The following is a 23,676-nucleotide window of genomic DNA, read 5'->3' on the forward strand; positions in this document are numbered from 1 at the left end:
TCGCGAGTTTCGTCCCTTTGTTCGGCTGGAAGCTCTCGATCGCTTTGATCAGGCCGATCGTTCCGATGGAGATCAAATCCTCCAAATCCTCTCCGGTATTGTCGAATTTCTTGACGATGTGCGCGACTAGCCGCAAGTTATGTTCGATTAGCAGATTGCGGGATACGGGATCCCCCTCGGCCAGCCGTTTCAGGTGCAAAGCCTCTTCGTCGTCGGTAAGCGGCTGAGGGAACGCATTGTTTTTCACGTAGGAGACAAGCAGGGAAAGCTGTTTTAGAAACAAAGCAATCGATGTAATAAAACCGGGCACGGGATGGCCACCTCCGTAAGTGGGATCGCTCGCGTAAAAAGAAGCATTATCATTGTATGTGGGTAGCCGCCCAACCGTGCCTGTTCCACCGGATTAAAGTCATTTTGTCGAATGACATTGCACCGCAGTGGGAAATAATGAACGCGACGAAACTAATCGTGATTTCCCGTGGAGGTGTTCACCAATGGCAGTCAAAAGCGCCGGACGCGGCTCGGGGGCATACAAGCCCGTGTCCATGTCGTCCAAGGAATACCAAGCCTTCGCCAAGGCGCGCGAGCCATCCCGGTCCGTATGGACCAATTGTCTGAAAGCTTTCCTGGTAGGAGGAATTATCTGCACGATCGGCCAAGGGGTGACTCAGTTTTTCATTACCGTATTCAAGATGTCGTCCAGGGAGGCCAGCAACCCGACTGTCGCGGTCATGATATTGCTTGCCGTTATTCTGACAAGCATGGGCGTGTACGATAAAATCGCGCAGTGGGCAGGCGCGGGCAGCGCCGTTCCCGTCACGGGCTTCGCCAACTCGATGTGCTCGGCCGCCATCGAACACCGGGCGGAAGGGCTCGTGCTCGGCGTAGGCGCCAACATGTTCAAGCTGGCCGGTTCGGTCATCGTATTCGGCGTCGTGGCCGCATTCGTCGTCGGCATCGTGTACTGGGTGTTCGGAATTGGGGCGTGGCATGATACTACAGGGTAAACGATCGTGGGTATTCGACCAGCCGCCCGTCATTATCGCCACAGGAACGGTCGTCGGACCGGATGAAGGCCAGGGACCGCTGGCCGCCGATTTCGACCTCGTTCATCCCGATCTGGAGATTGGCCAGCCGACATGGGAGAAGTCCGAGAAGGTGCTCATGGAGCAGGCGACGGAAATCGCCCTGCAGCATGCGAAGCTTTCCAAGGATAAGCTGAATTTCTTCGTCGGCGGAGACTTGATGAACCAGATTATCAGCACGACGTTCGCCGTCAGGCAGCTGGAAGCGCCGTACATCGGCGTATTCGGAGCCTGCTCCACTTCGATGGAATCCCTCGCCGTCGCTTCGCTGCTCGTCAGCACGGGCGCGGCGGAATACGTCATGGCGGGCACCTGCAGCCATAACTGCACCGTCGAGAAGCAGTTCCGCTATCCGACGGAATACGGCTCTCAGAAACCGCCGACCGCGCAGTATACGGTAACCGGTGCGGGAGCCTCGATCTTGGCTCGCAGCGGGGACGGCCCGGTCGTGACGGCCGCCACGATCGGCAAAATCATGGATTTGGGCATTAAAGATCCGTTTAACATGGGGGCGGCGATGGCTCCGGCGGCCGTCGATACGATCCAAGGCCATTTTCAGGAGACGGGCAGGGACCCCGGCTATTACGATCTGATCGTAACCGGCGATTTGGCCGGGGTCGGCCATCCGCTCGCCAGCGAAATGCTGCAGCGCAACGGAGTGCCGATGGACCGGACGACGTTCAACGATTGCGGGCTGATGATCTACGACGTGGAGAAGCAGAAGGTGCAGGCGGGCGGCAGCGGCTGCGCATGCTCGGCCGTCGTCGCTTACGGGCATCTGCTCAAGCGAATCCGCAGCGGGGACCTGAAGCGGATTCTGGTCGTCGCCACGGGCGCGCTGCTCAGTCCGCTGTCTTATCAGCAAGGGGAGAGCATCCCATGCGTGGCTCACGCCGTCGCGATCGAAGCGAGCAATCCGGGACAAGGAGGTGCTAACGGATGATTTACGTATGGGCGTTCGTGGTAGGAGGCGCCATCTGCGTCGTCGGCCAGCTGCTGTTCGACGTCGCCAAGCTAACCCCCGCGCACACAATGTCGCTTCTCGTCGTAGCCGGCGCGGTGATGGACGCCGTCGGCTGGTACGATCCGCTCGTCGAATTCGCTGGAGCGGGAGCAACCGTGCCGATCACGAGCTTCGGCAACGCTCTCGTCCACGGGGCGCTGACCGAGCTGCAGCAAGTCGGCGGGATCGGAGTAATCACCGGGATCTTCCATGTCACGAGCGCGGGCATATCCGCCGCCATCGTGTTTTCTTTTCTTGCCGCGCTGGTCGTCAAGCCGAAAGGCTGAAGCCAGGCAACACCGCCGCGGGCGTTCGAACAACAGCCAGACCCGATCCGGGTTTGGCTGTTTTTATATGGAATTTTGGAAGAAACTAAAATTTACGATGCCATCCAAATTCCGGTATAATGAAAAGTGACTCTAAAAATAAGGACATCTAAGTAGAATCCATAGGAGGAACGAGAAATGGATCAACATGCCGCGATGCAACTACTAGATAAAATCAGACATAATATGGAATCGTGTATTTACGGCAAGAAAGAGGAAATCGCTTCCATGCTGACTGCGATGCTCGCGGGAGGGCATGTACTGATCGAAGACGTTCCGGGAACCGGAAAAACGCAGATGGTCAAGGCGCTGGCCTTGTCGATCGGCGGCATTTTTCATCGTATTCAATGCAATCCGGACTTATTGCCTACCGATATTACCGGCGTATCTATCTATCATCCGAAGCTGGAGCAATTCGTGTTCAGGCCCGGCCCGGTCATGGCGAACCTGCTGCTCGCCGACGAGATCAACCGCGCTACGACGAAGACCCAATCCGCCCTTCTGGAGGCCATGGAAGAGAGAAGGGTGTCCGTAGACGGAGAGACCCATAACCTTCCTCACCCGTTCATGCTGTTCGCGACGCAAAATCCGATCGAGTTCGAAGGCACATACAGCTTGCCCGAAGCGCAATTGGACCGTTTTCTGATGAAAATCAAGCTGGGTTATCCGGACGAAGCCTCGGAGAAAAGGCTCGTGCTGGAGCCGGGGGCGAGCCGGGCGGCCGAATCGTTGCAAGCGGTGGCCACCGTCGAGGACGTCGCCCGCATGCAGAAGCTGGCGGAGGAGATCCACCTGGAGTCGACGGTCGCCGATTACTTGATCGCTCTGATCCGGGGCACTCGCCAGCATTCTTCCGTTCTGCTCGGCGCAAGTCCGCGCGCGGCCGTCGCGCTGACGAGCGCGGCCAAGGCATACGCCTTCCTCAACCACCGGTCCTTCGTCCTTCCGGACGACGTGAAGGCGATGGCGCCTCTTGTGCTCGGGCATCGGATTCACCTGCGCTCCGAGGCGCGCATGCAGGGCGTTACGAACGCCCAGGTGCTGCAGGACGTGCTTCGCCTGCTGCCCGTGCCTGTCGGGATGGAGCGCTGATCATGATCCGCCTGCATCTGCCTCGCGCTTGGTGGCTGAGCGCGGCCTTATACGTTACCGCCCTCTGTTACTTGTTGTTCCAAGGCGGCAAAACCTCGCTTATGCTGTTCACGATCTTGAACGCGCTCGGCGTGTACTTGATGCTCGGACGTTGGAGCGGCATAGGCGGAGTGCAGGGCGTTCGGCTGACGGAAGCCGGGGACGGGCAATCCGCCCTGCTGACCGCCGGCATGCGCCTGCAGGTCAAGCTGCGCCTGCAAATTCCGGGATTTTGGCCGCTTCCGTACGTCATCGTCCGGGAGAAGCTGGTTCGCACGACCGGCGGCGACGCGCAATTGTACGAGATGTCTTTCGTGCCGGACTACAAGCGGCGCGGCGAAGTGCAATTCGAGACCGCTCCGCTGCGCAGAGGCCGGTACCAATTTCAGCAGACCGACTGCTCGACGCGGGATATTTTCGGCTTGTTCGAGCATCGCGGCTCGTTTCATCAGCCGCTGTACGTGCAAGTGCTGCCCCGCACCGTTCCCCTGAAGGACTGGCGGCTGTTCCGCCGTTCGCAGCGGGGCGTGTTCCATCATACGTTCACTTCTTTGTGGGCGAGGGAAACGACTCAGATCGATGGGGTCCGGGAGTATATTCACGGAGACCGGCTGTCGCGCATTCATTGGAACGCGACGGCGAAGACGGGGCAGTGGAAATCGAAGGAGTTCGAGAGAGAGGCGCTGCCCCGGGTCGTCTTCGTGCTGGACCGGAACACCCAGTCCTATCCGTACGCGGACCAGTTCGAGCTGGCCGTGTCGGCTGCCGCTTCCCTGTTGGAGCTGACGATTTCCCGGGGCATGCCGATCGGCTTCGTGTCGGCCGGGCATACCGAACGCTGGTACGGGGAAGGGCGCACACCGGTGTCCAAGGACGAGGTGTTCCAGCATTTGGTGGACGTCGAGGCGGACGGCAGCCTGCCGATCGGCCAATTGCTGTGCCAGGTGGCGGAGCGTTACGAGTCGGGCGTTCATATCGTCGTCATCGGATCGGCGGCGGACGAACAGCTGTCGGCGGCGATGAACGCTCTGGAAAGCAAGAGAATGGTGCCGAGCATTATCCATATCGGCCATAAGCATTTGCCCGCGGAGGCTGCCGCCAAAGATCGCAACTTGCAGCTGCTGTGCCAGGCCAAGCAGTGGGAGTTTATCTCGGTGAACGAGTTGGACAGGCTGCCCCAGGCTCTAGGGGGTGCATCGGCTTGAAGAAGCTTCTGTTGTCCGGACGGTTCTGGAGACGGCTCGTGCTCGAGCGGTTTCATCGGCTCTTGGCGCTCGTCGTCGTTCTTCAGCTGATCCGATGCTTCTCCGATTATTGGTGGGAAGAAACGTACGCCGTCATCTACGGAGCGCTGGCCGTAACGGCGGTTACGGAATTGCTGTTTACCCGGCTGCTATGGCTCAGGCTGATTTTGCAGCTCGGATCGATTGCCGGAATGATTGTGTGGAAAATACCGATCGAATGGGGAGGTTGGCCGGAAAGCTGGAGGGCATGGGAGCAAATCGACGGATTTCTGTCGTTCCATCTCGCCCAGTTCCATCCGTTCTTCGGGTTGGCGGCGGGAGTTCTGCTCGCGGTTCACGTTCTGGGCTGGATCGGCTCCAGAAGAATCGGGGCGATCGCGATCATCGTGCTGTCCATTATGGTCATGGCCGTCGTCGACTCGTTCTTCCCGCTGGAGCTGTGGCGCAACATCGCCTGGATCGTGACCGCGGGCCTGGCCTGGCTCGTCGTTCTGCATCTCAGACAGCTTCAAATCCGTCATCCCGACAGCTGGGAGGCGATGGCGGAACGACCGCTGGATATCGCATTCCCGGCCGTTCTGATCATTACGATCGTCCTGGTAAGCGGAATCGTGATGCCGCGAGCTCCGATCATTCTGGAAGATCCCTACACGATCTGGACGGAAGCCCAGGGACGGGAGGTTCCGGTATTCTCCGGGGAAGGCGGCGTTCAGAGATCGAACGCGCCGGGAAGCAGCGGTTCCTCCTTGTCCGGCTATAGCCGGGACGACCGCAAGATCGGCGGAGGGTTCCAATTCGACTATTCACCCGTGATGACCGTTACGACTTCCCAGCGCAGCTACTGGCGCGGGGAGAGCAAATCGATCTATACGGGCAAAGGCTGGGAAGATCTCAAAAATCCCGCCCTCGTCCAGGCTCAGATCGGCAGCGAAGTTCCAAGCTATAGGCTGGATCCGCCGCGAGCCGAAGGCGTAGAGACGATCGAGGTCGTTCAGACCGTGAAAGTCGAGCGCAGAGACAAGCTGCCCGTCCTGTTCACGGCCGGACCCGCCGCGGCGGTGACCGATCTCAAGAGCGACAACAACGCCGGACTCAGGTGGGATCCTGCCGAATGGGAGCTGCGCTGGAGCAAGACGTCGCGCGTGCAGACGTATTCGGTCGTGTCCGAGGTGGCGTTGCTGGACGAGGAGGCGCTGCGCAATCTCGATCCTTCCGCTCCTAGCAGCGTCGACCTGACGCCGTATTTGCAGCTGCCGGACGATCTGCCGCGGAGAGTTCGCGACCTGGCCGCAGAGCAGACGAGCGGAGCCTCGAACGACTACGACCGCGCCAAGACGCTGGAGCAATATTTAAAGCAAACGTATCCGTACACGAACACGCCGGACCTGTCCCGCCAATCCGACCGGAACGGGGATATCGTCGACGCGTTCCTGTTCGAGATTCAGGAAGGCTATTGCGATTATTTCTCGACGTCGTTCGTCGTCATGGCCCGTTCGATCGGGCTGCCCGCACGATGGGTGAAAGGCTACGCGACCGGATACGATCAAGCCGCGATGGAGCGGACCCGCTTCGGAGGACCCGATATGGAGCCGGATCCGCTCGGCGCGGGAACGTACACGGTTCGGAACGCCGACGCCCACTCCTGGGCGGAAGTGTACTTCGAAGGCTACGGCTGGATTCCGTTCGAGCCGACTTCCGGCTTCTCGGTGCCGCAGCCTCGTCCGGCGAATGCGCCGGAACCGATCGAGTCGAGCGCGCCGGTTGACGCGTCTCCCGTCGAACCCGAAGTCGTCGTCGCGGAGAACAACTGGCTTCTGATTACCGGCGTCTCTGTCGGCGCCTTGCTGGTCGCCGCGGCGGCGACGCTGATCGCCGTCAAGAGCCGTCGCGCGAGGAACGTATGGAGCCGTCTTCGCCATCGCGGAACGACGCCGAATCAACGGGTCGTGCGCGAGATGGAACGGCTGCTCTCCTTCCTGCATCGCCAAGGACTGCGCAGGGAGTCGCACGAGACGATCCGCGAAACGTTCGGACGGTGGAGCCGCAAGTTCTCGTCCTTAAGCGCGGAATTCGAAGGCGCGGTGAGGCTGTTCGAACAGGCCAGATACGGAGACGGCCAGGGCGACGGCCAGCTTCTGACCTCATTTAACGAAGTATCGGAGAAAATTCGCAAAGCGTTGTAATCGGACTAACGACGGATGGAACGGCCTGCCTCGGTCATCTCGGTCATATCGGCCGCGACTCGCGAGGCAGGTTGTTTTTTTGCAAGGCCGCATGGGGTATGGTATATTTTGAGGAAGATTAGCCGCTTAGGCATGTATGCAAACCCGCTCAGGGGCATCTATCACCGCCTTTTCGCCCCCTGCTTCGACCCTTTTGCTTGACGTACCCCCGGTACGCCTTCACAAAAGTTCCTTGCATGGAACGAAAATTCGGCAACATCTGCTTTCCTCGGAGGTTGCATACACGCCCTAGCAGACAGGAGCCATTATTCAAGATGTTCAAGCGTTTGCTTCCCGATCGGATCGTGAACACCGTTTACGAGATCGATCTGAATGAACTGCACGCCCAAGGAATCCGCGGCATCATTACCGACCTTGACAATACGCTGGTCAGCGCCAAAACCCCGCTGGCGACTCCGCAGCTGATCGGCTGGCTGGATCTCGTCAAGGAGCGGGGATTTCGGGTTGTCATCCTTTCCAACAATAACGACGCGCGCGTCGGCAAGTTCGCTTCGCCGCTCGGCATCCCTTACATTCCCGCAGCCCGCAAGCCCGGAGGGGCGGCTTTCAGGCGCGCCCTGAAGTTGATGGAGCTTCCCGCGGAACAGGCGGTCGTCGTCGGCGATCAGATGCTGACGGACGTTCTCGGCGGAAGACGCGCAGGGCTGCACACGATATTAGTAACGCCGATCGCGCCGGCCGAAGAAGGCTGGGCGACGCAGATCAACCGCCGCATCGAGAAGATCGCGCTGGCTCGCCTTCGCAAGAAAGGGCTATGGCCGGACAAGGGAGGACCTCAGCATGGCAAGTGAACCGCATCGGCCTCCGCGCTGCGCGGGCTGCGGCATCGCGCTGCAAAGCGAAGACCAGAAGAAGCCGGGCTACGTCCCCGCCTCTTCGCTGAACAAGGAAGGCGCCGTATGCCAGCGCTGCTTCCGCATCAAAAATTATAATGAAGCTTCCTCGGTTACCGTCGATCAGGACGAGTTTCTGAAGCTGCTCGGCGGCATCGCCGGCACCGACAGTCTCGTCGTCCACATCGTCGACCTGTTCGATTTCCAGGGCAGCCTGATCTCCGGTCTGCAGCGTTTCGTCGGCAACAATCCGGTGCTGCTCGTCGTGAACAAGATCGACCTGCTGCCTCCGGTGACGAACTGGAACCGGCTGCGCAACTGGGTGCAGAAGCAGGCGCGGGAAGAGGGGCTGAAGGTGGCGGACGTCGTGCTGTGCAGCGCGCGCCGCAACATCGGGTTCGACCGGGTCGTCGACGCCGTGAATACTTATCGCCAAGGCCGCGACGTCTACGTCGTCGGCGCGACCAACGTCGGCAAGAGCACGCTGATCAACCGGCTCATCTCCGACTACAGCGATCTGAAGCGCGAGCTGACCGTATCCCGGTATCCCGGCACGACACTCGACGCGGTGCACATTCCGCTGGACGACGGCAAGAGCATCATCGACACGCCGGGCATCGTCTACGATTGGCGAATGTCGGAGATCGTGCCGCGCAAGGATTTGGCGGCGCTGCTTCCGGACAAACCGCTTAAGCCGATGACGTATCAGCTTAACCCCGGCCAGACGCTGTTCTTCGGCGCGTTGGCCCGATTCGACTTCATCGAGGGGGAGCGTCAATCGTTCACGGCGCAGGTGTCCGGGGGGCTCGCGATTCACCGGACGAAGCTGGAGCGCGCCGACGAGCTGTACGCCCAGCATCGGGGAGAGATGCTGAGCCCGCCCGGACGAGAGGATTTGGACTCGTTCCCGGCCTGGACCCGGCACCGCCTGCGCGTCCCGCGGAATGCGGAGCAGGACGTGTTTATTTCGGGGCTCGGATGGATTCAGGTGAACGGCACGTCCGGAGCCGTCATCGACGTGCATGCTCCCAAAGGGATTAAAGTCATGCTGCGCGACAGCATATTGTAGAGAGGTTCATTCCCGAGGACGGCCTAGGGTAGCCGCCGCACCGGGAGAGGGGGAATGATCGAGCGATGGACAGCCATACGCTAATGTTCGGAGTGATCGGGGATCCGATTCGCCATTCGAAGTCGCCGGTCATGCTGAACCGCGCGTTCCGGGAAACCGGCGTCAACGGCGCTTACGCCGCTTTTCACGTCGTGCCCGAACGTCTTGAGCAGGCGATCGCGGGCGTGCGGGGCCTCGGCTTCCGCGGCCTGAACGTGACGATTCCGCATAAAGTCGAAGTGATGAAGTATCTCGACGAGATCAGCGAAGGCGCCCGGGCCGCCGGCGCGGTCAATACGATCGTCAACGAGAACGGACGGCTGATCGGCTACAATACCGACGGTATCGGTTACGTTCGGTCTCTGAAGGAGGAGGCCGAACCCGATTTGTCCGGCAAGACGATCGTCGTGCTCGGAGCGGGGGGAGCGGCCAGGGGCATCCTATGGGCGCTCGCGCAGGAAGGACCGGCGGCCGTCTTCGTCGCGAACCGCACGGAAGCGAGAGCCGCCGAGCTGGCTGCCTCGTTCCCGGCCGAGCTGGGAATATCGGCCGTTCCGTGGAACGGTCTGCGGAGCGTCGCCGCGGAAGCGGACGTCGTCATTAACACGACCTCGGTGGGCATGTCGCCGAACGTCGACGCGCTGCCGATGGACCCGTACTGGATGAGGCCGGGCGCGGTTGCCAGCGACTTGATTTACAATCCTCTCAAGACTGCTTTTCTCAGCGGGGCCGAGGAGAGGGGCTGCCGCATCCATGGCGGTCTAGGCATGTTTATTTACCAAGGCGCTTACGCCTTCGAATACTGGACCGGCCAACCGGCGCCGGTTGCGCCCATGCGCGAAGTCGTGCTGGCTTCGTTCACAATTCGGCAAGCGGAGCAATCTTAACGAAAGCGGGAAATCCAATGCTAACAGGCAAACAAAAACGTTATCTCCGTTCGCTCGCCCATCACCTTACCCCGATCTTCCAGGTCGGCAAGGGCGGGACGAACGACCATCTCGTTCGGCACATTCAGGAAGCGATCGAAGTGCGCGAGCTGATCAAAGTATCCGTGCTTAACAACAACGACGAGGACCCGCGCGAGATCGGCGCAGAGCTCGCCGAGAAGTCGGGCTGCGAGCTGGTGCAGGTGATCGGCAAGACGATCGTCCTGTACAAGGAGTCCGTCGACCATAAGGAAATCGAGCTTCCCAGGTAACGATAAGGAAGGCGGCTGAGCGACATGCGTAAAGTCGGTTTGCTGGGAGGAACGTTCGATCCGGTTCACCACGGGCATCTGCTGGCCGCCGAGACCGCACGGGATGCGCTGGGCCTGGACGAGGTCTGGTTCGTTCCGACCTTGACTCCGCCGCACAAGCCTCAGCCGGGAACGGACGCGGCGAGCAGGCGGGAGATGCTGGAAGCGGCGATTGCCAATCACTCGGCGTTCCGAGTTGAGGATATCGAGCTGCGTAAGGAAGGAACGTCGTATACGATCGATACCGTTACCGAGCTGCGCGGGAGATATCCGGACGCGCGGTTTCACTGGATTGTCGGCTCGGACATGATCCGCGATCTGCCGAATTGGCGCAGAGCCGAGGAATTAGCCGAGGCGGTCGTCTTCGTCGGGCTGGAGAGGCCGGATCAGCCGAGCGATGACGCGCTGCTGCCGGATTACGTCCGGAGCAAGCTGACCCGCGCGGAGATGCCGCCGATGGGCATTTCCTCCTCCGATATCCGGCGCAGAATACGGGAAGGGCGTTCCGTTCGCTACATGCTGCCCGATGCAGTGATCGACTATATCCGAAGGAATGGATTATATGAATCTTGACAAGCTGAAGGAAGCGACCCGAGAGCAGATGCCTGACAAAAGGTGGAGGCATACGCTGGGCGTCGTGGATACGGCGATCGAGCTGGCGAAGCGCTACGGAGGAGATCCCGCGCAGGCCGAGCTGGCCGCCTTGCTGCACGACTACTCCAAGGCGTGGGCGATCGACCGGATGGAAGCCGTCATTCGGCTGCACGGATTGCCGGCCGAGTTGCTGGAGCACGACAAGGAGCTGTGGCATGCGCACGTCGGCGCCTGGGCGGTTCGCACCGAGCACGGCATCGACGATGAAGAAGTGCTGGACGCAATCCGGTACCATACGTCGGGACGCGAAGGCATGACGAAGCTGGACAAAATCGTCTGTTTGGCGGATTACATTGAGCCCGGAAGAAACTTTCCCGGAGTTGATATCATCCGCGAACAGGCTGAACATAGTATGGAGGAAGCCCTTGTCGCGGCTTTCGATTCCACCATCGGCGTGCTGATCGAACGGGGCAAGCGGATATTTCCGCTCACCGTTCTGGCGCGCAACGATCTGATTATGCAAATGAAAGAAAAAGATAACGGAGGCTGAGACATGGCAGGAAGTTCGGAACAATTGCTTAAGACGGTTATTCACGCCGCGGAAGAGAAGAAGGCGCACGACCTCGTTGCCCTGAATTTGCAAGGAATATCGCTGGTGGCGGACTATTTCGTCATTTGCCACGGCAACTCGGATACGCAGGTGCTGTCGATCGCGACGGAAATTCGCAAAAACGCCGAGCTGGCAGGATACCGCGTGCGCACCGAAGGCTTGGACACGGCGCGCTGGGTGCTCGTGGATATGGGAGACGTCGTCGCCCACATTTTCCATCGGGACGAGCGCGAGTATTATCATCTGGAGCGTCTGTGGTCCGACGCGAAGGCTGTGGAGATCGTATGAACCTGACCGCCGGAACGGTGCAAAGCCTGCGCGTTCGCAGAGAAGTGTCTCCCTACGGCTGGTTTCTCGGCTTCGGCCCCGAGGACGGGCCGGAAGTGCTGCTTCCGTACGGCGAGGCGGCAGTCGAGAATCGCCCGGAAGTCGGGACGGACATTGACGCCTTCCTTTTCCACGACGACAAAGAGCGGATTACCGCCACGCTGCGCCAGCCGCTCATCCGGCTTGGAGAGCTGGCCCGGCTGAAGGTGGCCGACTTTCATCCCAGCTTCGGCTTTTTCCTGGAGATGGGCATAGGCCGGCAGCTTCTGCTGCCCGTCAAGTCTTTCCCCGTGGAGCGCAAAAACGCATGGCCGCAGACGGGGGACGAGCTATTCGTCGTCATGAAGCACGATAAGGAAGGGCGTATGCTGGCGCGGCTCGCCAAAATCGACGATTTCGCGCCCCTCGTGTTCCGCGCGCCTTCTTCCTGGAAGAACGAGTGGCAGGAAGGCTGGGTCACGGACGTATTTCGCGACGGCGTATTCGCGCTCGTCGACGGTGGCGTGCTCGGCTTCGGCGCGCTCGGCTACATTAACGAGGGCGCAATGGTTCATCCGCTGCGCATCGGTCAGAAATTCCGCGCCCGCGTCACGCAAGTCCGCGAGGACGGACGGGTGTCGCTCAGCATCAAGGCGACGAAGGAGGTCGGCCGGCTGGAGGACGCGGACCGGATTTTGGCGTTTCTGAAAGAACGTCCGGGCGGGGCGATGCCTTACTCCGATCAGACGAGCGCGGAGGACATCCAGAGGCGGTTCCAGCTCAGCAAATCCGCGTTTAAGCGGGCGCTTGGCAAGCTGCTGAAGGATGGGCTGATCGAGCAGAGAGGCAACTGGACGCACCTGAAGTCCGCGGACGAGCTGGGCGACGCGGCCGAGAACGACGACAGCGTCTGATTGTTGCCCGCAGACTGCCCTAACGATTAACCTAACAGGCACAGAGATGTTAGGCCCAATGCGTTGGGCCGCTTCTATTTCAACCTACGGACTGGAGTTGCGGCAACCATGCGCACATATCGTCAATTCGCGGCGGTCTACGACCGTCTGATGGAGGACATGCCGTACTCCGAATGGCTGAGCTTCGCCCGACAATGCTGGGACCGTTACGGCATACCGCAGACGGTCGTCGACCTCGGCTGCGGCACGGGCAACCTGTCGATTCCGCTCGCCCGCTCCGGCTTTCGCGTGTTCGGCATCGATATCTCCTCGGAGATGCTCTCGGTTGCCCGCAGCAAGTGGGAGGAGCCGCCGGCGCGCAGCGGCTATCGCGACGAGCCGGGAACGGTCCGCTGGCTGCAGCAGGATATGCGGGATTGGGAGCTTCCCCATCCGGCGGACGCGGTCATCAGCTTCTGCGACTGCCTGAACTACTTGACGGAGCCGGAGGACGTCTCGGCGACGATCCGGCATACGTACCGGGGGCTCGCTCCCGGCGGGCTGTTCCTGTTCGACGTCCACGCCCCGCGGCAGCTTGAGCGGTACGCGGAGGAGCAGCCGTTCGTCTACGACGAGCCGGACGTGGCGTACTTGTGGACGAGCGATTACGACGAGGAGCGGATGGAGATCGAGCATTCGCTGACGTTCTTCATTCGGGAGGACGCGACGGCTCCCGGGGCTGGAGCGCTGTACAGCCGCTTCGAGGAATCTCACGTGCAGAGGGCGTACGATCCCGACTGGATCGCCGGGGAGCTGGAGCAAGCCGGCTTCGAGCTGCTGCATCGGGTCGCCGACTTCAAATGGGACAGGCCGAACGCGGAATCGGAAAGGCTGTTTTACGTCGCTCGAAAACCGGAATAAAGAGAAGGGCTGTTTCTAAGTCGAACGGACGGAATCTCGATTCCGTCGGACTTGGAAGCAGCCCTTTCGCATGAATATCTCTATCGGAATGCAACGGACTTTTTCGCTCGCAGGATCACTTCGTCCCGGCAGGCAGCAGCGCGATAAACCGCTTCGAGGCGGCTGACAGCGGGGTGCCCTTCAGCGTAACGATGCCGATCCGCCTGGGCGGCGGAGGCGGGAGAAGCGGGATTTCGGCGACAAGTCCCGACGCCAGCTCCTCCTCGACGAATTCCCGCGCCGCGAACGCGAGTCCGAACCCGCTGCTGACGAATTGGACGATCAGATCGATGCTGCCCAGCTCGAGTTCGGGCGTCAGCGCGACGCCGTGCGACGAAGCGTACCGCTCGAGGAATCGCCGGATGCTTCCCCCCGGCTCCAGCAGGATGAGCGGATAGTTGTGCAGCTCCGACAGAGAAAGGGAACTCCCGTTATTCGGGAAGCTGGAGGGGGCTCCGATTAAGCATTCGTGAAAGACCAAACTTTCCCGGATATCGACTTTGCCGTCGTCGACGGGAAGATTGACGATGCCGAAATCAATCTGGCCGATCCTGAGCAGGCCGAGAGTCTCGTCGGTCGTCCGGTTGGTGACGTGTATCCTCACTTTCGGATACGCTTCGCGGTACTTCCGCAAATAAGGCAGCAGATAGTGCTTGCACAGCGTGTCGCTCGCTCCGATATGGATTTCCCCGCTTTCGAGATCCCGCATTTCCGCCAGCTTCTTCTCTCCCGCTTCCATCATCTGAAACGCTTGCTCGACGTAGGCGAACAGTGCTTCCCCTTCATGGGTCAGCAAGACCCCCTTTGGCGTGCGGAAGAAGAGCGGCGTCCCGAGCTGGCGCTCCAACTGCTTGATCGTATGGCTGATCGCCGGCTGCGTAATGTGCAGCGCTTCGGCCGCCTTGGACAAGCTGCCGCAGACCGCCGTCCGGTAGAAGACGCGATACCACTCTGTATTCGTATCCATTGGCATAATCTCCATTTATATCGGGTATTAGAGATATCAATTTTATTTATAAAAACTCTGCCTCTATAATAAGCCTTGCACGGACAAAACGAAAGGGGAGGCCGGGGAAATATGACGGTTACGGCGATCGTAGGAGCGAATTGGGGAGACGAAGGCAAGGGGAAAATGACCGATCTGTACGCGGAGAAGGCTTCGTACGTAGTCAGGTATCAAGGAGGAAGCAACGCCGGGCATACGATCATTAACGATTACGGGAAGTTCGCCCTGCGCATGCTGCCTTCCGGCGTGTTTCATCCGCAGACTGTGAACATCATCGGGCCCGGAGTCGCGCTGGACGCGGAGCGGATGCTGGCCGAGCTTGAGCGGCTGGAGGAGCGCGGAGTTCCGAAACCGAATGTGAGGCTGTCCGAGCGAGCCCAAGTCGTGCTTCCCGTGCACCGGCTTCTGGATGAGCTGGAGGAGACAAGACTTGGCGCGCAAAGCTTCGGTTCCACGAAGAACGGCATCGCGCCGTTTTACGCGGACAAATACGCCAAGCTGGGCATCCAGGTTGCGGATCTGTTTCACGAGGATATTTTGCGAAGCAAGCTGGAGCGGACGTACGCGGCCAAAAACGTGCTGCTCAAGCACCTGTACGGAGGCAGCCCGGCTTTGGAGCCGGAAGGCTTGATCGGGCAGCTCGTCGAGCTCGGAAGGAAGCTCGTTCCCTTCGCATGCGACACGACCCAGCTTCTCCGACAGGCATGGGCAAGCGGGGAGCCGATCCTGCTCGAAGGCCAGCTTGGCGCGCTGCGGGATCCGGATCATGGCATCTATCCCTATTCGACGTCCTCGTCCACGCTGGCCGGTCACGGCGCGGTCGGGGCGGGTTTGCCGCCGTACGCCATCGCCCGCGTGCTGGCCGTCGTCAAAGCGTACTCCTCCTGCGTCGGAGCGGGGCCGTTCGTCTCCGAACTGGCCGCGGAAGAAGCCGTAGAGCTGCGGCGCAGGGGAGGGGATGCCGGAGAATACGGGGCCGTCACCGGCCGACCAAGGCGCGTAGGGTGGTTCGATACGGTCGCAACCCGGTACGGCTGCATGATTCAAGGAGCGACGGAGGTCGCGCTGACGAATCTCGACGTACTCGGTTATCTGGATGAAATTCCGTTGTGTGTCGGGTATGAGGCGGACGGAACGGTCATCGGCGATTTCCCGACCTTGCCGCTGCTGCGAAGAGCGAAGCCGGTGCTGTGGAAGCTTCCGGGGTGGAGGAGCGACATCTCAGGTTGCCGCACGTTCGCCGAGCTGCCCGAAGAAGCGAGAAACTACGTTGCCTATATCGAGTCGGCCATCGGCGTAAACGTAACCGCCGTATCAGTCGGTCCTCATCGGAATCAGACGATACGGCGGCTGTAGGTTAATCTTTGGACGCGTCCTTCTCTCCAACAGGCTCGAGCTTGCCCGGCCAGAACGCCCGGCGCCCGAGCAGCAGCGTAATCGCCGGCACGAGGAACGGCCGCACGACGAACGTGTCGAGCAGCACGCCGATCGCGGTAATCGTCCCGAATTGCACGAGCACTTGAATCGGCAGCGTCGCCAGCACGGCGAAGGTTCCGGCGAGAATGAGCCCCGCGGAAGTAATGACGGCACCCGTCTCGCCGACGCCTTCCTTGATCGCCTGCTTAAGCGGCATTCTCTTTCTCTTTTGCCAGATGCTCGAGATCATGAAGATGTTGTAGTCCTCTCCCAGGGCGACCAGGAACACGAACGAGTACAGCGGAATCGCGCCCTGGATCGCCTCCGCCCCCATCCCGTAATGAACGATCAGCCAGCCAAGCCCCAGCGCGGAGAAAAAGGATACGATGACGGTAAGCACGAGATAGACGGTCGCAACGACGGAACGCAGATACAGAAGCAGAAGCAGGGAGATGAGCCCGATGACGATCGGAATGACGAGCCTCGTGTCCCGCTCCCCGGTCGCCCTGTTGTCGTACTGCTCCGCCGTCTGGCCGCCGATCCATACGCGGGTCTCCGGGCTCATGATTCCGGCCTGCGAACTGAGAACCCCGGCCTCCGCCAGCGCCTGTTCCGCGACCGTCCTCAGCTCCGGAATATGGTTCATCGCTTCAATAGAATACGGATTCAGGTCGAATTGAACCTCGTACGCGACGATGTTCGGATTCGATTGGCCGACCTGCGGCTCGGACACGACGTCGACGTAAGGCAGGGCGGCCAGCTTAGCGGACAAATCGACGGACAGACCTTCCGTGTCGACGATGATCTTCGCCGGGGCCAGCTCTCCCGGAGAGAACTGCTCTCCGATGGTGGCGAACCCTTCTCTGGACTCCATGTCCTTCGGAAAAGACGACAGAAGATCGTACGTGAATTTAATTTGGGGCGTAACGGCCGCCAGTCCTCCGAGAAGCAGCACGCAGACGACAAGCACGGTCCATGGCTTGCCGGTCACGATCCTGCCGGCCCAGTTGCGCGGCTCCTTGGGAGCGGCGGGCGCCGGTTTCCCTTTGCGGGCGGCGCGTTCCCGCTGCATCTCCGGCGTTCTTGGCACGAACGGATAGAAGGAGGCCCGGCCGATGATAGCCAGCATCGCGGGGACCAGCGTCAAGCTCGCGATGCCCATGATTAGAATGGCCAAGCTGAACGGAACAGCGAAGCGCTGATACGCCCCGAATTCCGCCGCCAGCAGCGCTAGCAGCGCTATGACGACCGTCAAGCCGCTCATGGCGATCGCGCCCGAGGAACCGGTGATGGCGGCGAGCAGCGCTTTCGCTTTGCTTTGTTCGGTTTTCAGCAGCTGACGGAATCTGGAAATGAGGAACAGGCAGTAGTCCGTTCCCGCCCCGAACAGGAGAACGGTCATAATCGAGATCGCCTGGCCGTCCACGACGATCCATCCTTCGCTCGCCATCCAGCCGAGAAGCGGGCTGATGACTCCGTAAGCGAAGCCCACCGCAACGAGAGGCAGGAGCGCGAGAATCGGGGAACGATATATGAGCAGCAGCAGGACGAGCACGAGCAGAACGGTTCCGATGAGGAGGCTGACGTCGGCGTTCTGGAACAGGCCCGTCGCGTCGATCAGAATGCCGACGGGGCCGGTGACGCGCGCGCTCAGCTTGTCTTGGGAATCGCGGGACTCGGCGAAAGGATCGTACCCGACGATGTCGGTCAGCACCCGCTTCAGCTCGCCGGTTCCCTCCTTCAGCCGTTCCGCGTCCGCCTGCTTGTCAAACAGGACGGGCACGACCAGAGTGCTGCCGTCATCGGACAGCTGGCCCAGCAGCGCCTGGGGCGGCAGCGCGTGCAGAGGCGGGACGGACGTCTGGTACGGGACGGGGGAAGCGCTCAGCTTCTCCGTCAGCTTGCGGACGTCCTCCAGGTCGGATTCGGCGAGTCCCGCTCCCTTGCGCAGGACGACAAGCGCCGGAATGTCCGACCCGCCGGGGAATTCCCTGGCGGCGACGGCATCCGCCTGCACGGAAGGCTTGCCGGTATCCAGATTGGGAGCGTTGTTGATTTCCTGGCTGTTCACCGACGGGAGCAGCGCGCTCAGCAGGCCGGCCGCGGCAATCCAGACCAGGAGCGTAATCCACTTGCTTCGCTTGCCGGAAACCCAGTTTCCGAAGCGGTATCCTTTGTCGCTCATTGCGGGTAATCCTCCTTCGTTCGATACGAGATCCTCAGGAAAGCTGATCGAATTGCCATTTTCGGATATAATGGGTTTGGATCTCAAATTAATTATATATACCGGAAGGTTAATTATGCAACGACGAAATTTCGAACGAAGGAGGGGAAAGCGATGAACGCATCCCGTTCCAAGCGCGCCCCCGGAAGACCGAAGAGCGGACCGAACCGTCCGTCGATGAGGGACAAGGTGCTGCTGACCGCGTCGGTCCTCTTTATGGAGCTGGGCTACGAACCGGTCTCGATCAATATGATCGCGGAGCGCGCCGGGGTCACCAAGGCGTCCGTGTACTATTATTTCGCCAACAAGTCGATTCTGTTCACGGCTTCCGTAACGGAAATGATGCTGCGGATCAGCGCTGTCACCGAGCGGATCATCGGGGAGAACGGAAGCTTGCGCGAACGTCTTGCGCAGATCGCCCTGTCCAAAATGACGAAGTCGCAGGCCCACGTCGAGTTCGAGAGCTTGATGCGGGAGGCGCTGCCTTCGCTGAGCGAGGAGCAGCGCGCCGAAATCCGCCGGGCGGAGCATCGCATTCACGAGGTGCTGGCGGCCGAATTCGCCAGGGCGATGGAGAGCGGGGAGATTCCGCCGGGGCATCCGATGCTGTTGTCCCATGCCTTCTCCGCGCTCCTGATGATCGGCAGCCGGGAGCGGATCGGCGAAGAGGAGTTTGCTCCCGAGCGGCTGGCAGCGTCCGTCGTGGATTTGTTTTTGAACGGAGCGGGAGGCAAATGAATGGAGCTTTCTCCGTCTCCTGGCGGCGGCTTGACACGAATCGCGCGAATTGGCTATAATCATGGCATACTTTGGCTGTGATAAGGAACAGTACTCGCAAGACGTTATTTCAGAGAGCCGGCGGTTGGTGCGAGCCGGTTGACGAATGCGACGAACTCGCCTTGGAGCCTCCGAGCCGAACGTTTTCGATGCGCCGAGCGGACGAAGACGGGTAGGCAAGGCGTTACCTCTCGTTACGAGGCTGAGTGGGCGGACATCCAAGCAGGATGCCGTCAACTAGGGTGGTACCACGGGAGATGACGCTCTCGTCCCTAGCGACAACGCTGGGGGCGGGAGCTTTTTTATTTACTGACAAGGGAGTTAAACGACATGGCACAGGAACAGGGTCAAGGCTATCAGCCGCTGAAGATCGAACCGAAATGGCAGAAACATTGGGATGAGAACAAGACGTTCAAGACGACGGAGGACGCGGGCAAGCCGAAGTTCTACGCGCTCGACATGTTCCCGTATCCTTCGGGAGCGGGGCTTCACGTCGGCCATCCCGAAGGATATACGGCGACCGACATCGTCAGCCGCTACAAGAGAATGAAAGGCTTCAACGTGCTGCATCCGATGGGCTGGGACGCGTTCGGCCTGCCGGCTGAGCAGTACGCGCTGCAGACGGGACGCCATCCGCGCGAAATCACGTTCGAGAACATTGACAACTTCCGCCGCCAGATCAAGTCACTGGGCTTCTCGTACGACTGGGACCGGGAGTTCAGCACGACGGACCCGGACTACTACAAGTGGACGCAGTGGATTTTTATCCAGTTGTACAAAAAAGGGCTCGCCTACGTAGCGGAAGTTCCGGTGAACTGGTGTCCGGCGCTCGGCACGGTTCTGGCCAACGAAGAGGTTATCGACGGATTGAGCGAGCGCGGAGGACACCCGGTTATCCGCAAGCCGATGCGCCAATGGATGCTGAAGATTACCGAGTACGCGGAAAGATTGCTGGAGGACCTGGAGGAGCTCGACTGGTCGGAGAGCATCAAGGATATGCAGCGCAACTGGATCGGCAAGTCGACCGGCGCGGAAGTGACGTTCGCCATCGACGGCCGCGACGCTGCGTTGACCGTGTTCACGACGCGCCCGGACACGCTGTTCGGCGCGACGTACTGCGTGCTCGCTCCCGAGCATGAGCTGGTCGGCTCGATTACAACCGCCGGCCAGAAAGCTGCCGTCGAAGCTTACGTCGAGCAAGCGGCGCGCAAGAGCGATTTGGAGCGGACGGATCTGGCCAAAGACAAGAGCGGGGTATTCACGGGCGCTTACGCGATTAATCCGGTGAACGGCGCCAAGGTGCCGATCTGGATCGCCGACTACGTGCTCGGCGGCTACGGCACGGGCGCAATCATGGCCGTGCCGGGCCACGACGAGCGGGACTGGGAGTTCGCGAAGAAGTTCGGCCTGCCGATCGTGGAAGTCGTCGCCGGCGGCAACGTCGAGGAAGCGGCGTATTCCGGCGACGGCAAGCTGGTCCATTCGGAGTTCCTGAACGGATTGGGAACGGCCGACGCGATCCAGGCGATGATCGCGCATCTGGAGAAGGAAGGCAAGGGCAAAGGCAAGGTGACGTACCGCCTGCGCGACTGGCTGTTCAGCCGTCAGCGTTACTGGGGCGAGCCGATTCCGGTGCTGCACTACGAGGACGGCACGATGGACACGATTCCGGAAGAGGAGCTGCCTTTGCTGCTGCCGGACGTGGACGCGATCCAGCCTTCCGGAACGGGCGAGTCTCCGCTTGCCAACGTGACCGAATGGGTGAACGTCGTCGATCCGCGCAACGGACGCAAAGCCCGCCGCGAGACGAACACGATGCCGCAGTGGGCGGGAAGCTGCTGGTACTATCTGCGCTTCATCGATCCGAAGAACGACAAGGAAATCTGCTCGCCGGAGAAGCAGCGCGAATGGCTGCCGGTCGACCTGTACATCGGCGGCGCGGAGCATGCGGTTCTGCACTTGCTCTACGCGCGCTTCTGGCACAAGGTGCTGTACGATATCGGCGTCGTGAACACGAAGGAACCGTTCCACAAGCTCGTTAACCAAGGCATGATTCTCGGCACGAACAACGAGAAAATGTCCAAATCCCGCGGCAATGTCATTAACCCGGACGACATCGTCGGCGAATTCGGCGCGGATACGCTGCGGATGTACGAAATGTTCATGGGACCTCTGGAAGCGACGAAACCTTGGAACACGAACGGCGTGGAAGGCGTGTTCCGCTTCCTGGCCCGCGTATGGCGCTTGTTCGTCGACGACAACGGCAGCCTCAGCGGCAAAATCCAGGACGTTCCGGGAGACGACGCATTCCGCAGGGTATGGCACAAGAGCCTTAAGAAAGTCGGCGAGGACTACGAAGGCTTGCGCTTTAACACGGCGATCAGCCAGATGATGATTTTCGTCAACGAGGCTTACAAGACGGAAGCGCTGCCGAAAAAAGCGATGGAGGACTTCGTGCAGATGCTGTCCCCGATCGCCCCGCACATCTCGGAAGAGCTGTGGGAGAAGCTCGGCCATTCCGGGTCCGTCTCTTACGCGCCGTGGCCTGAGTACGACGTATCGCTTACGGTGGACGCCGAAGTCGAGATCGTCGTTCAGGTGAACGGCAAGATCGCCGAGCGTCTCAAAATCGCCGCCGATCTGGACGAAGCGGGCATGCAGGCCCAGGCGCTCGACTCGGCGAAGGTGCAGGAGCTGATCTCCGGCAAGACGATTCGCAAAGTGATCGCCGTCAAAGGCAAGCTCGTCAACATCGTCGCCAATTAATCCGAGCCTCGGGTTCGCTGCCTTGTGTAGGAGCGGCCGCCCGATGGCGAAGCTGCAAGGAACTCGGGAACGATACAATAATCGCAGCGCGAAGCACGCGCCGCTTGACTCCGTCTTCAGAGACGGGTCGGGCGGCGTTTTTGTTTCTCGTATATCGGACGAAAGGGGGAGAGCGGAGCGGGACCCGATCGGCTTGATCGGGCAGACGGGAGGCAGGCCCAAGGAGGCAAAAATGGAAAAACCGGCAAAACCGGCAAAACCGGCTCTACCCCGCGGCTAAGTGCGCTCGCGGGGGAAGAGGGAGGAGTCGACGCGGTCGAGGTCTTCGGCGAACTTCTCGTGCGTCGTGTACAGCACTTGCAGGAAAGCGCCGCGGGTCGACTTGCGCAGCGACTCCAGAGCAGCGGCCGTAATGCCGCCCGGTACCGACACCCGGGCTTGAAGCTCGGCGGGAGAACAGGGGAGTTCCAGCATCAGCCGCGCGGTGCCCAGCATCATCTCGCAGGCTAGGGCGGTTGCCGTCTCCCGTTCCATGCCGGCAGAGAGGACCGCGGCATCGATGAACTGCTCGAGCAGAAACGCCATGAAAGCCGGACCGCAGCTGGACAAGTCCGAGGCGACGCGGACTTCTTCCTCCGGGACGCAGATCGGACGGCTAATCGCGGCGAACAGCTCCCAGAGATCCCGCTTATCTTCTTCCGCAAGCCGGGTTCCCCACATGACGAGCGAGGCTCCGCTTCCGACGGCGTTCACGACGCTGGGGATGATTTTCGCGACTTTGCTGGGCACGAGCTCCTCCAGCGAGGAGATTTTGACGGGACTCGTAATCGAGACGACGATCTGCTCCGGGGTTAATACGGGCGCGATCTCGTCCAGCACCCTGCGGAAGTCCAGCGGTTTGACGCACAGAAACAAATAATCGGCCCCGATCGCGGCTTCCCTGTTCGAAGCGGCGATATGAAGGCCGGGATACTGCTCGGCCAGAGCGGACAGCCTGGTTTGCGTTCGGGAGCTGACGACGATGTCGTCCGGCTGCATCGCGCCGGCGCGTACGAAGGCCCCCACCAATAAGCTTCCCATACTACCCGCACCGATGAAGCCGATCTTCATCCTGGTCCCTCCTACAGATCACTCGTCTTTGACGTTCATTCATTCCAATATATGAATACGTGCTTGGACGTCATGAACGATTTTTCATATATTTATGCGAAAAAAGAAACGGAGGATACAGAAAAATGAATAAAAATAACACTTTCCGTATGCGTAAGCCGATTGCCGCGGCTTTGTTCGCCATCGGCGCGGCGGTGTTCTGCATCGCTTTATTCAGCGGGGCGCAGCAGCATCCGATCGCCGGTTGGACGCCCGTCAACGAATCGCTGAAGCAGGCGATCGACGCGTTAACTTCAGAAGACGAAGGAAACGCCTCATTCCTGTCGACGCCCCTGACGCCAAGCGCATTGCCGACCCAGCCGCCGACCCAATCGTCAAGGCCCGCATCTCCCGATTATGGCGCCGAGACTTCGGCGGCCGCAGCGGGTGTCGGCTCCTCGTCCGATGCGCCGGGCAGCCCTCCGGGCCTTTCGGCAGAGTCGCCAGACGCTTCTCCGGCTCCCCCGGCAGAGCCTGTCAAGGACGCCGAAGAGGATTCGCCCGCCGTCGCCGCCGGAACGCTGGACTTGAACAAGGCGACCGAAGCCGATCTGGACGCGCTGCCCGGCATCGGTCCCTCGAAGGCGAAAGCTATCGTGGCGCACCGGGACAAAATCGGAGGCTTTCGACGGGTGGATCAGCTGCTGGACGTCAAAGGAATCGGGCCGAAAGTGTTCGAACGGTTGTCCGGTCTCGTCCACGTCGCGGCCAGGAAATAAAAACCTGAGGATGGCTTTTACAATGGCCATATTTTATGAGAGAATG

General features: G+C 60.5%; 23 protein-coding genes and 1 other annotated feature. Of the genes, 19 read left to right on the forward strand and 4 right to left on the reverse strand.

The window, feature by feature from the left end:
- Nucleotides 1-310, reverse strand: a 310-nt coding sequence (locus ACESLM_RS14925) for a sigma factor (protein ID WP_372632372.1), incomplete at its 3' end; no start/stop codon positions are given.
- Between the two features lie 184 nt (nt 311-494).
- On the opposite strand from ACESLM_RS14925, the gene spoVAC reads away from it, so the two are divergent.
- The 15 genes from spoVAC to ACESLM_RS15000 all read left to right on the forward strand — a co-directional run bounded on the left by spoVAC (nt 495) and on the right by ACESLM_RS15000 (nt 13,534).
- Nucleotides 495-1,007 carry a stage V sporulation protein AC gene (gene spoVAC, locus ACESLM_RS14930; protein ID WP_372632373.1) on the forward strand — a complete coding sequence of 171 codons (513 nt, stop codon included), beginning with the start codon at nt 495-497 and terminating at the stop codon, nt 1,005-1,007.
- Nucleotides 994-2,028, forward strand: coding sequence for a stage V sporulation protein AD (gene spoVAD / locus ACESLM_RS14935; RefSeq protein WP_372632417.1), 1,035 nt, complete (start codon nt 994-996; stop codon nt 2,026-2,028). Before spoVAC ends, spoVAD begins: the two co-directional genes overlap by 14 nt.
- Nucleotides 2,025-2,375 (forward strand): stage V sporulation protein AE, encoded by a 351-nt coding sequence (spoVAE, locus tag ACESLM_RS14940; RefSeq protein ID WP_372632374.1) that lies wholly within the window; start codon nt 2,025-2,027, stop codon nt 2,373-2,375. The genes spoVAD and spoVAE overlap by 4 nt, the downstream gene beginning before the upstream one ends.
- A gap of 177 nt (nt 2,376-2,552) precedes the next feature.
- Nucleotides 2,553-3,506 (forward strand): AAA family ATPase, encoded by a 954-nt coding sequence (locus ACESLM_RS14945; protein ID WP_372632375.1) that lies wholly within the window; start codon nt 2,553-2,555, stop codon nt 3,504-3,506.
- Nucleotides 3,507-3,508: 2 nt separating this feature from the next.
- Nucleotides 3,509-4,750, forward strand: a complete 1,242-nt coding sequence (locus tag ACESLM_RS14950) for a DUF58 domain-containing protein (protein ID WP_372632376.1) — start codon at nt 3,509-3,511, stop codon at nt 4,748-4,750.
- On the forward strand, nt 4,747-6,972 hold the full coding sequence (locus ACESLM_RS14955; RefSeq protein WP_372632377.1) for a transglutaminase TgpA family protein: 2,226 nt from the start codon (nt 4,747-4,749) through the stop codon (nt 6,970-6,972). The genes ACESLM_RS14950 and ACESLM_RS14955 overlap by 4 nt, the downstream gene beginning before the upstream one ends.
- 314 nt (nt 6,973-7,286) lie before the next feature.
- Nucleotides 7,287-7,823 carry a YqeG family HAD IIIA-type phosphatase gene (locus ACESLM_RS14960; protein ID WP_372632378.1) on the forward strand — a complete coding sequence of 179 codons (537 nt, stop codon included), beginning with the start codon at nt 7,287-7,289 and terminating at the stop codon, nt 7,821-7,823.
- Nucleotides 7,813-8,934, forward strand: a complete 1,122-nt coding sequence (gene yqeH / locus ACESLM_RS14965) for a ribosome biogenesis GTPase YqeH (protein WP_372632379.1) — start codon at nt 7,813-7,815, stop codon at nt 8,932-8,934. Before ACESLM_RS14960 ends, yqeH begins: the two co-directional genes overlap by 11 nt.
- Nucleotides 8,935-8,999: 65 nt before the next feature.
- Nucleotides 9,000-9,860 carry a shikimate dehydrogenase gene (aroE, locus tag ACESLM_RS14970; RefSeq protein ID WP_372632380.1) on the forward strand — a complete coding sequence of 287 codons (861 nt, stop codon included), beginning with the start codon at nt 9,000-9,002 and terminating at the stop codon, nt 9,858-9,860.
- 17 nt (nt 9,861-9,877) lie between these two features.
- Nucleotides 9,878-10,171, forward strand: a complete 294-nt coding sequence (yhbY, locus tag ACESLM_RS14975; protein ID WP_372632381.1) for a ribosome assembly RNA-binding protein YhbY — start codon at nt 9,878-9,880, stop codon at nt 10,169-10,171.
- A 24-nt stretch (nt 10,172-10,195) separates the two neighbouring features.
- Nucleotides 10,196-10,783 carry a nicotinate-nucleotide adenylyltransferase gene (locus ACESLM_RS14980; protein ID WP_372632382.1) on the forward strand — a complete coding sequence of 196 codons (588 nt, stop codon included), beginning with the start codon at nt 10,196-10,198 and terminating at the stop codon, nt 10,781-10,783.
- Nucleotides 10,773-11,354, forward strand: a complete 582-nt coding sequence (yqeK, locus tag ACESLM_RS14985; RefSeq protein WP_372632383.1) for a bis(5'-nucleosyl)-tetraphosphatase (symmetrical) YqeK — start codon at nt 10,773-10,775, stop codon at nt 11,352-11,354. Before ACESLM_RS14980 ends, yqeK begins: the two co-directional genes overlap by 11 nt.
- 3 nt (nt 11,355-11,357) lie before the next feature.
- Entirely contained in the window at nt 11,358-11,702 is a 345-nt protein-coding gene (gene rsfS / locus ACESLM_RS14990) for a ribosome silencing factor (RefSeq protein WP_094041723.1), read from the forward strand.
- Nucleotides 11,699-12,634, forward strand: coding sequence for a CvfB family protein (locus ACESLM_RS14995; protein ID WP_372632384.1), 936 nt, complete (start codon nt 11,699-11,701; stop codon nt 12,632-12,634). Before rsfS ends, ACESLM_RS14995 begins: the two co-directional genes overlap by 4 nt.
- 108 nt (nt 12,635-12,742) lie before the next feature.
- Nucleotides 12,743-13,534: a class I SAM-dependent DNA methyltransferase gene (locus ACESLM_RS15000; RefSeq protein ID WP_372632385.1), complete on the forward strand. Its 792-nt coding sequence runs from the start codon at nt 12,743-12,745 to the stop codon at nt 13,532-13,534.
- 115 nt (nt 13,535-13,649) lie between these two features.
- Here ACESLM_RS15000 and ACESLM_RS15005 read toward each other — a convergent pair whose 3' ends face one another.
- Complete coding sequence (locus ACESLM_RS15005; RefSeq protein ID WP_372632386.1) at nt 13,650-14,540, reverse strand: LysR family transcriptional regulator; 891 nt, start codon at nt 14,538-14,540, stop codon at nt 13,650-13,652.
- A gap of 111 nt (nt 14,541-14,651) precedes the next feature.
- On the opposite strand from ACESLM_RS15005, the gene ACESLM_RS15010 reads away from it, so the two are divergent.
- Entirely contained in the window at nt 14,652-15,935 is a 1,284-nt protein-coding gene (locus ACESLM_RS15010; protein WP_372632387.1) for an adenylosuccinate synthase, read from the forward strand.
- 1 nt (nt 15,936) lies between these two features.
- Here ACESLM_RS15010 and ACESLM_RS15015 read toward each other — a convergent pair whose 3' ends face one another.
- On the reverse strand, nt 15,937-18,180 hold the full coding sequence (locus tag ACESLM_RS15015; RefSeq protein ID WP_372632388.1) for an MMPL family transporter: 2,244 nt from the start codon (nt 18,178-18,180) through the stop codon (nt 15,937-15,939).
- Nucleotides 18,181-18,333: 153 nt separating this feature from the next.
- On the opposite strand from ACESLM_RS15015, the gene ACESLM_RS15020 reads away from it, so the two are divergent.
- Nucleotides 18,334-18,957: a TetR/AcrR family transcriptional regulator gene (locus ACESLM_RS15020; protein WP_372632389.1), complete on the forward strand. Its 624-nt coding sequence runs from the start codon at nt 18,334-18,336 to the stop codon at nt 18,955-18,957.
- A gap of 68 nt (nt 18,958-19,025) precedes the next feature.
- Nucleotides 19,026-19,273: a binding site (T-box leader), on the forward strand.
- A gap of 53 nt (nt 19,274-19,326) precedes the next feature.
- On the forward strand, nt 19,327-21,762 hold the full coding sequence (gene leuS / locus ACESLM_RS15025; RefSeq protein WP_372632390.1) for a leucine--tRNA ligase: 2,436 nt from the start codon (nt 19,327-19,329) through the stop codon (nt 21,760-21,762).
- 276 nt (nt 21,763-22,038) lie between these two features.
- Here leuS and comER read toward each other — a convergent pair whose 3' ends face one another.
- The gene (gene comER, locus ACESLM_RS15030) at nt 22,039-22,872 is read right to left on the reverse strand and encodes a late competence protein ComER (protein ID WP_372632391.1); all 834 of its coding nucleotides are present in this window, start codon (nt 22,870-22,872) and stop codon (nt 22,039-22,041) included.
- 125 nt (nt 22,873-22,997) lie between these two features.
- Between comER and ACESLM_RS15035 the strand changes: the two genes are divergently transcribed.
- Nucleotides 22,998-23,630, forward strand: coding sequence for a ComEA family DNA-binding protein (locus tag ACESLM_RS15035; RefSeq protein WP_372632392.1), 633 nt, complete (start codon nt 22,998-23,000; stop codon nt 23,628-23,630).
- Nucleotides 23,631-23,676: the final 46 nt, after the last annotated feature.

It is taken from the genome of Cohnella sp. (assembly GCF_041641335.1).
Taxonomy (GTDB): Bacteria; Bacillota; Bacilli; order Paenibacillales; family Paenibacillaceae; genus Cohnella.

What these genes read in the sequence shown, in the direction of transcription:
- rsfS (WP_094041723.1), top strand. Translation starts at nt 11,358, where the DNA reads ATGGCAGGAAGTTCGGAACAATTGCTTAAGACGGTTATTCACGCCGCG.
- spoVAC (WP_372632373.1), top strand. Translation starts at nt 495, where the DNA reads ATGGCAGTCAAAAGCGCCGGACGCGGCTCGGGGGCATACAAGCCCGTG.
- ACESLM_RS14960 (WP_372632378.1), top strand. Translation starts at nt 7,287, where the DNA reads ATGTTCAAGCGTTTGCTTCCCGATCGGATCGTGAACACCGTTTACGAG.
- ACESLM_RS14995 (WP_372632384.1), top strand. Translation starts at nt 11,699, where the DNA reads ATGAACCTGACCGCCGGAACGGTGCAAAGCCTGCGCGTTCGCAGAGAA.
- ACESLM_RS15000 (WP_372632385.1), top strand. Translation starts at nt 12,743, where the DNA reads ATGCGCACATATCGTCAATTCGCGGCGGTCTACGACCGTCTGATGGAG.
- ACESLM_RS14980 (WP_372632382.1), top strand. Translation starts at nt 10,196, where the DNA reads ATGCGTAAAGTCGGTTTGCTGGGAGGAACGTTCGATCCGGTTCACCAC.
- ACESLM_RS15010 (WP_372632387.1), top strand. Translation starts at nt 14,652, where the DNA reads ATGACGGTTACGGCGATCGTAGGAGCGAATTGGGGAGACGAAGGCAAG.
- ACESLM_RS15005 (WP_372632386.1), bottom strand. Translation starts at nt 14,540, where the DNA reads ATGGATACGAATACAGAGTGGTATCGCGTCTTCTACCGGACGGCGGTC.
- comER (WP_372632391.1), bottom strand. Translation starts at nt 22,872, where the DNA reads ATGAAGATCGGCTTCATCGGTGCGGGTAGTATGGGAAGCTTATTGGTG.
- ACESLM_RS14945 (WP_372632375.1), top strand. Translation starts at nt 2,553, where the DNA reads ATGGATCAACATGCCGCGATGCAACTACTAGATAAAATCAGACATAAT.
- ACESLM_RS15015 (WP_372632388.1), bottom strand. Translation starts at nt 18,180, where the DNA reads ATGAGCGACAAAGGATACCGCTTCGGAAACTGGGTTTCCGGCAAGCGA.
- leuS (WP_372632390.1), top strand. Translation starts at nt 19,327, where the DNA reads ATGGCACAGGAACAGGGTCAAGGCTATCAGCCGCTGAAGATCGAACCG.
- yqeK (WP_372632383.1), top strand. Translation starts at nt 10,773, where the DNA reads ATGAATCTTGACAAGCTGAAGGAAGCGACCCGAGAGCAGATGCCTGAC.
- ACESLM_RS15035 (WP_372632392.1), top strand. Translation starts at nt 22,998, where the DNA reads ATGAATAAAAATAACACTTTCCGTATGCGTAAGCCGATTGCCGCGGCT.
- yqeH (WP_372632379.1), top strand. Translation starts at nt 7,813, where the DNA reads ATGGCAAGTGAACCGCATCGGCCTCCGCGCTGCGCGGGCTGCGGCATC.
- aroE (WP_372632380.1), top strand. Translation starts at nt 9,000, where the DNA reads ATGGACAGCCATACGCTAATGTTCGGAGTGATCGGGGATCCGATTCGC.
- ACESLM_RS15020 (WP_372632389.1), top strand. Translation starts at nt 18,334, where the DNA reads ATGAACGCATCCCGTTCCAAGCGCGCCCCCGGAAGACCGAAGAGCGGA.
- yhbY (WP_372632381.1), top strand. Translation starts at nt 9,878, where the DNA reads ATGCTAACAGGCAAACAAAAACGTTATCTCCGTTCGCTCGCCCATCAC.
- spoVAE (WP_372632374.1), top strand. Translation starts at nt 2,025, where the DNA reads ATGATTTACGTATGGGCGTTCGTGGTAGGAGGCGCCATCTGCGTCGTC.
- ACESLM_RS14950 (WP_372632376.1), top strand. Translation starts at nt 3,509, where the DNA reads ATGATCCGCCTGCATCTGCCTCGCGCTTGGTGGCTGAGCGCGGCCTTA.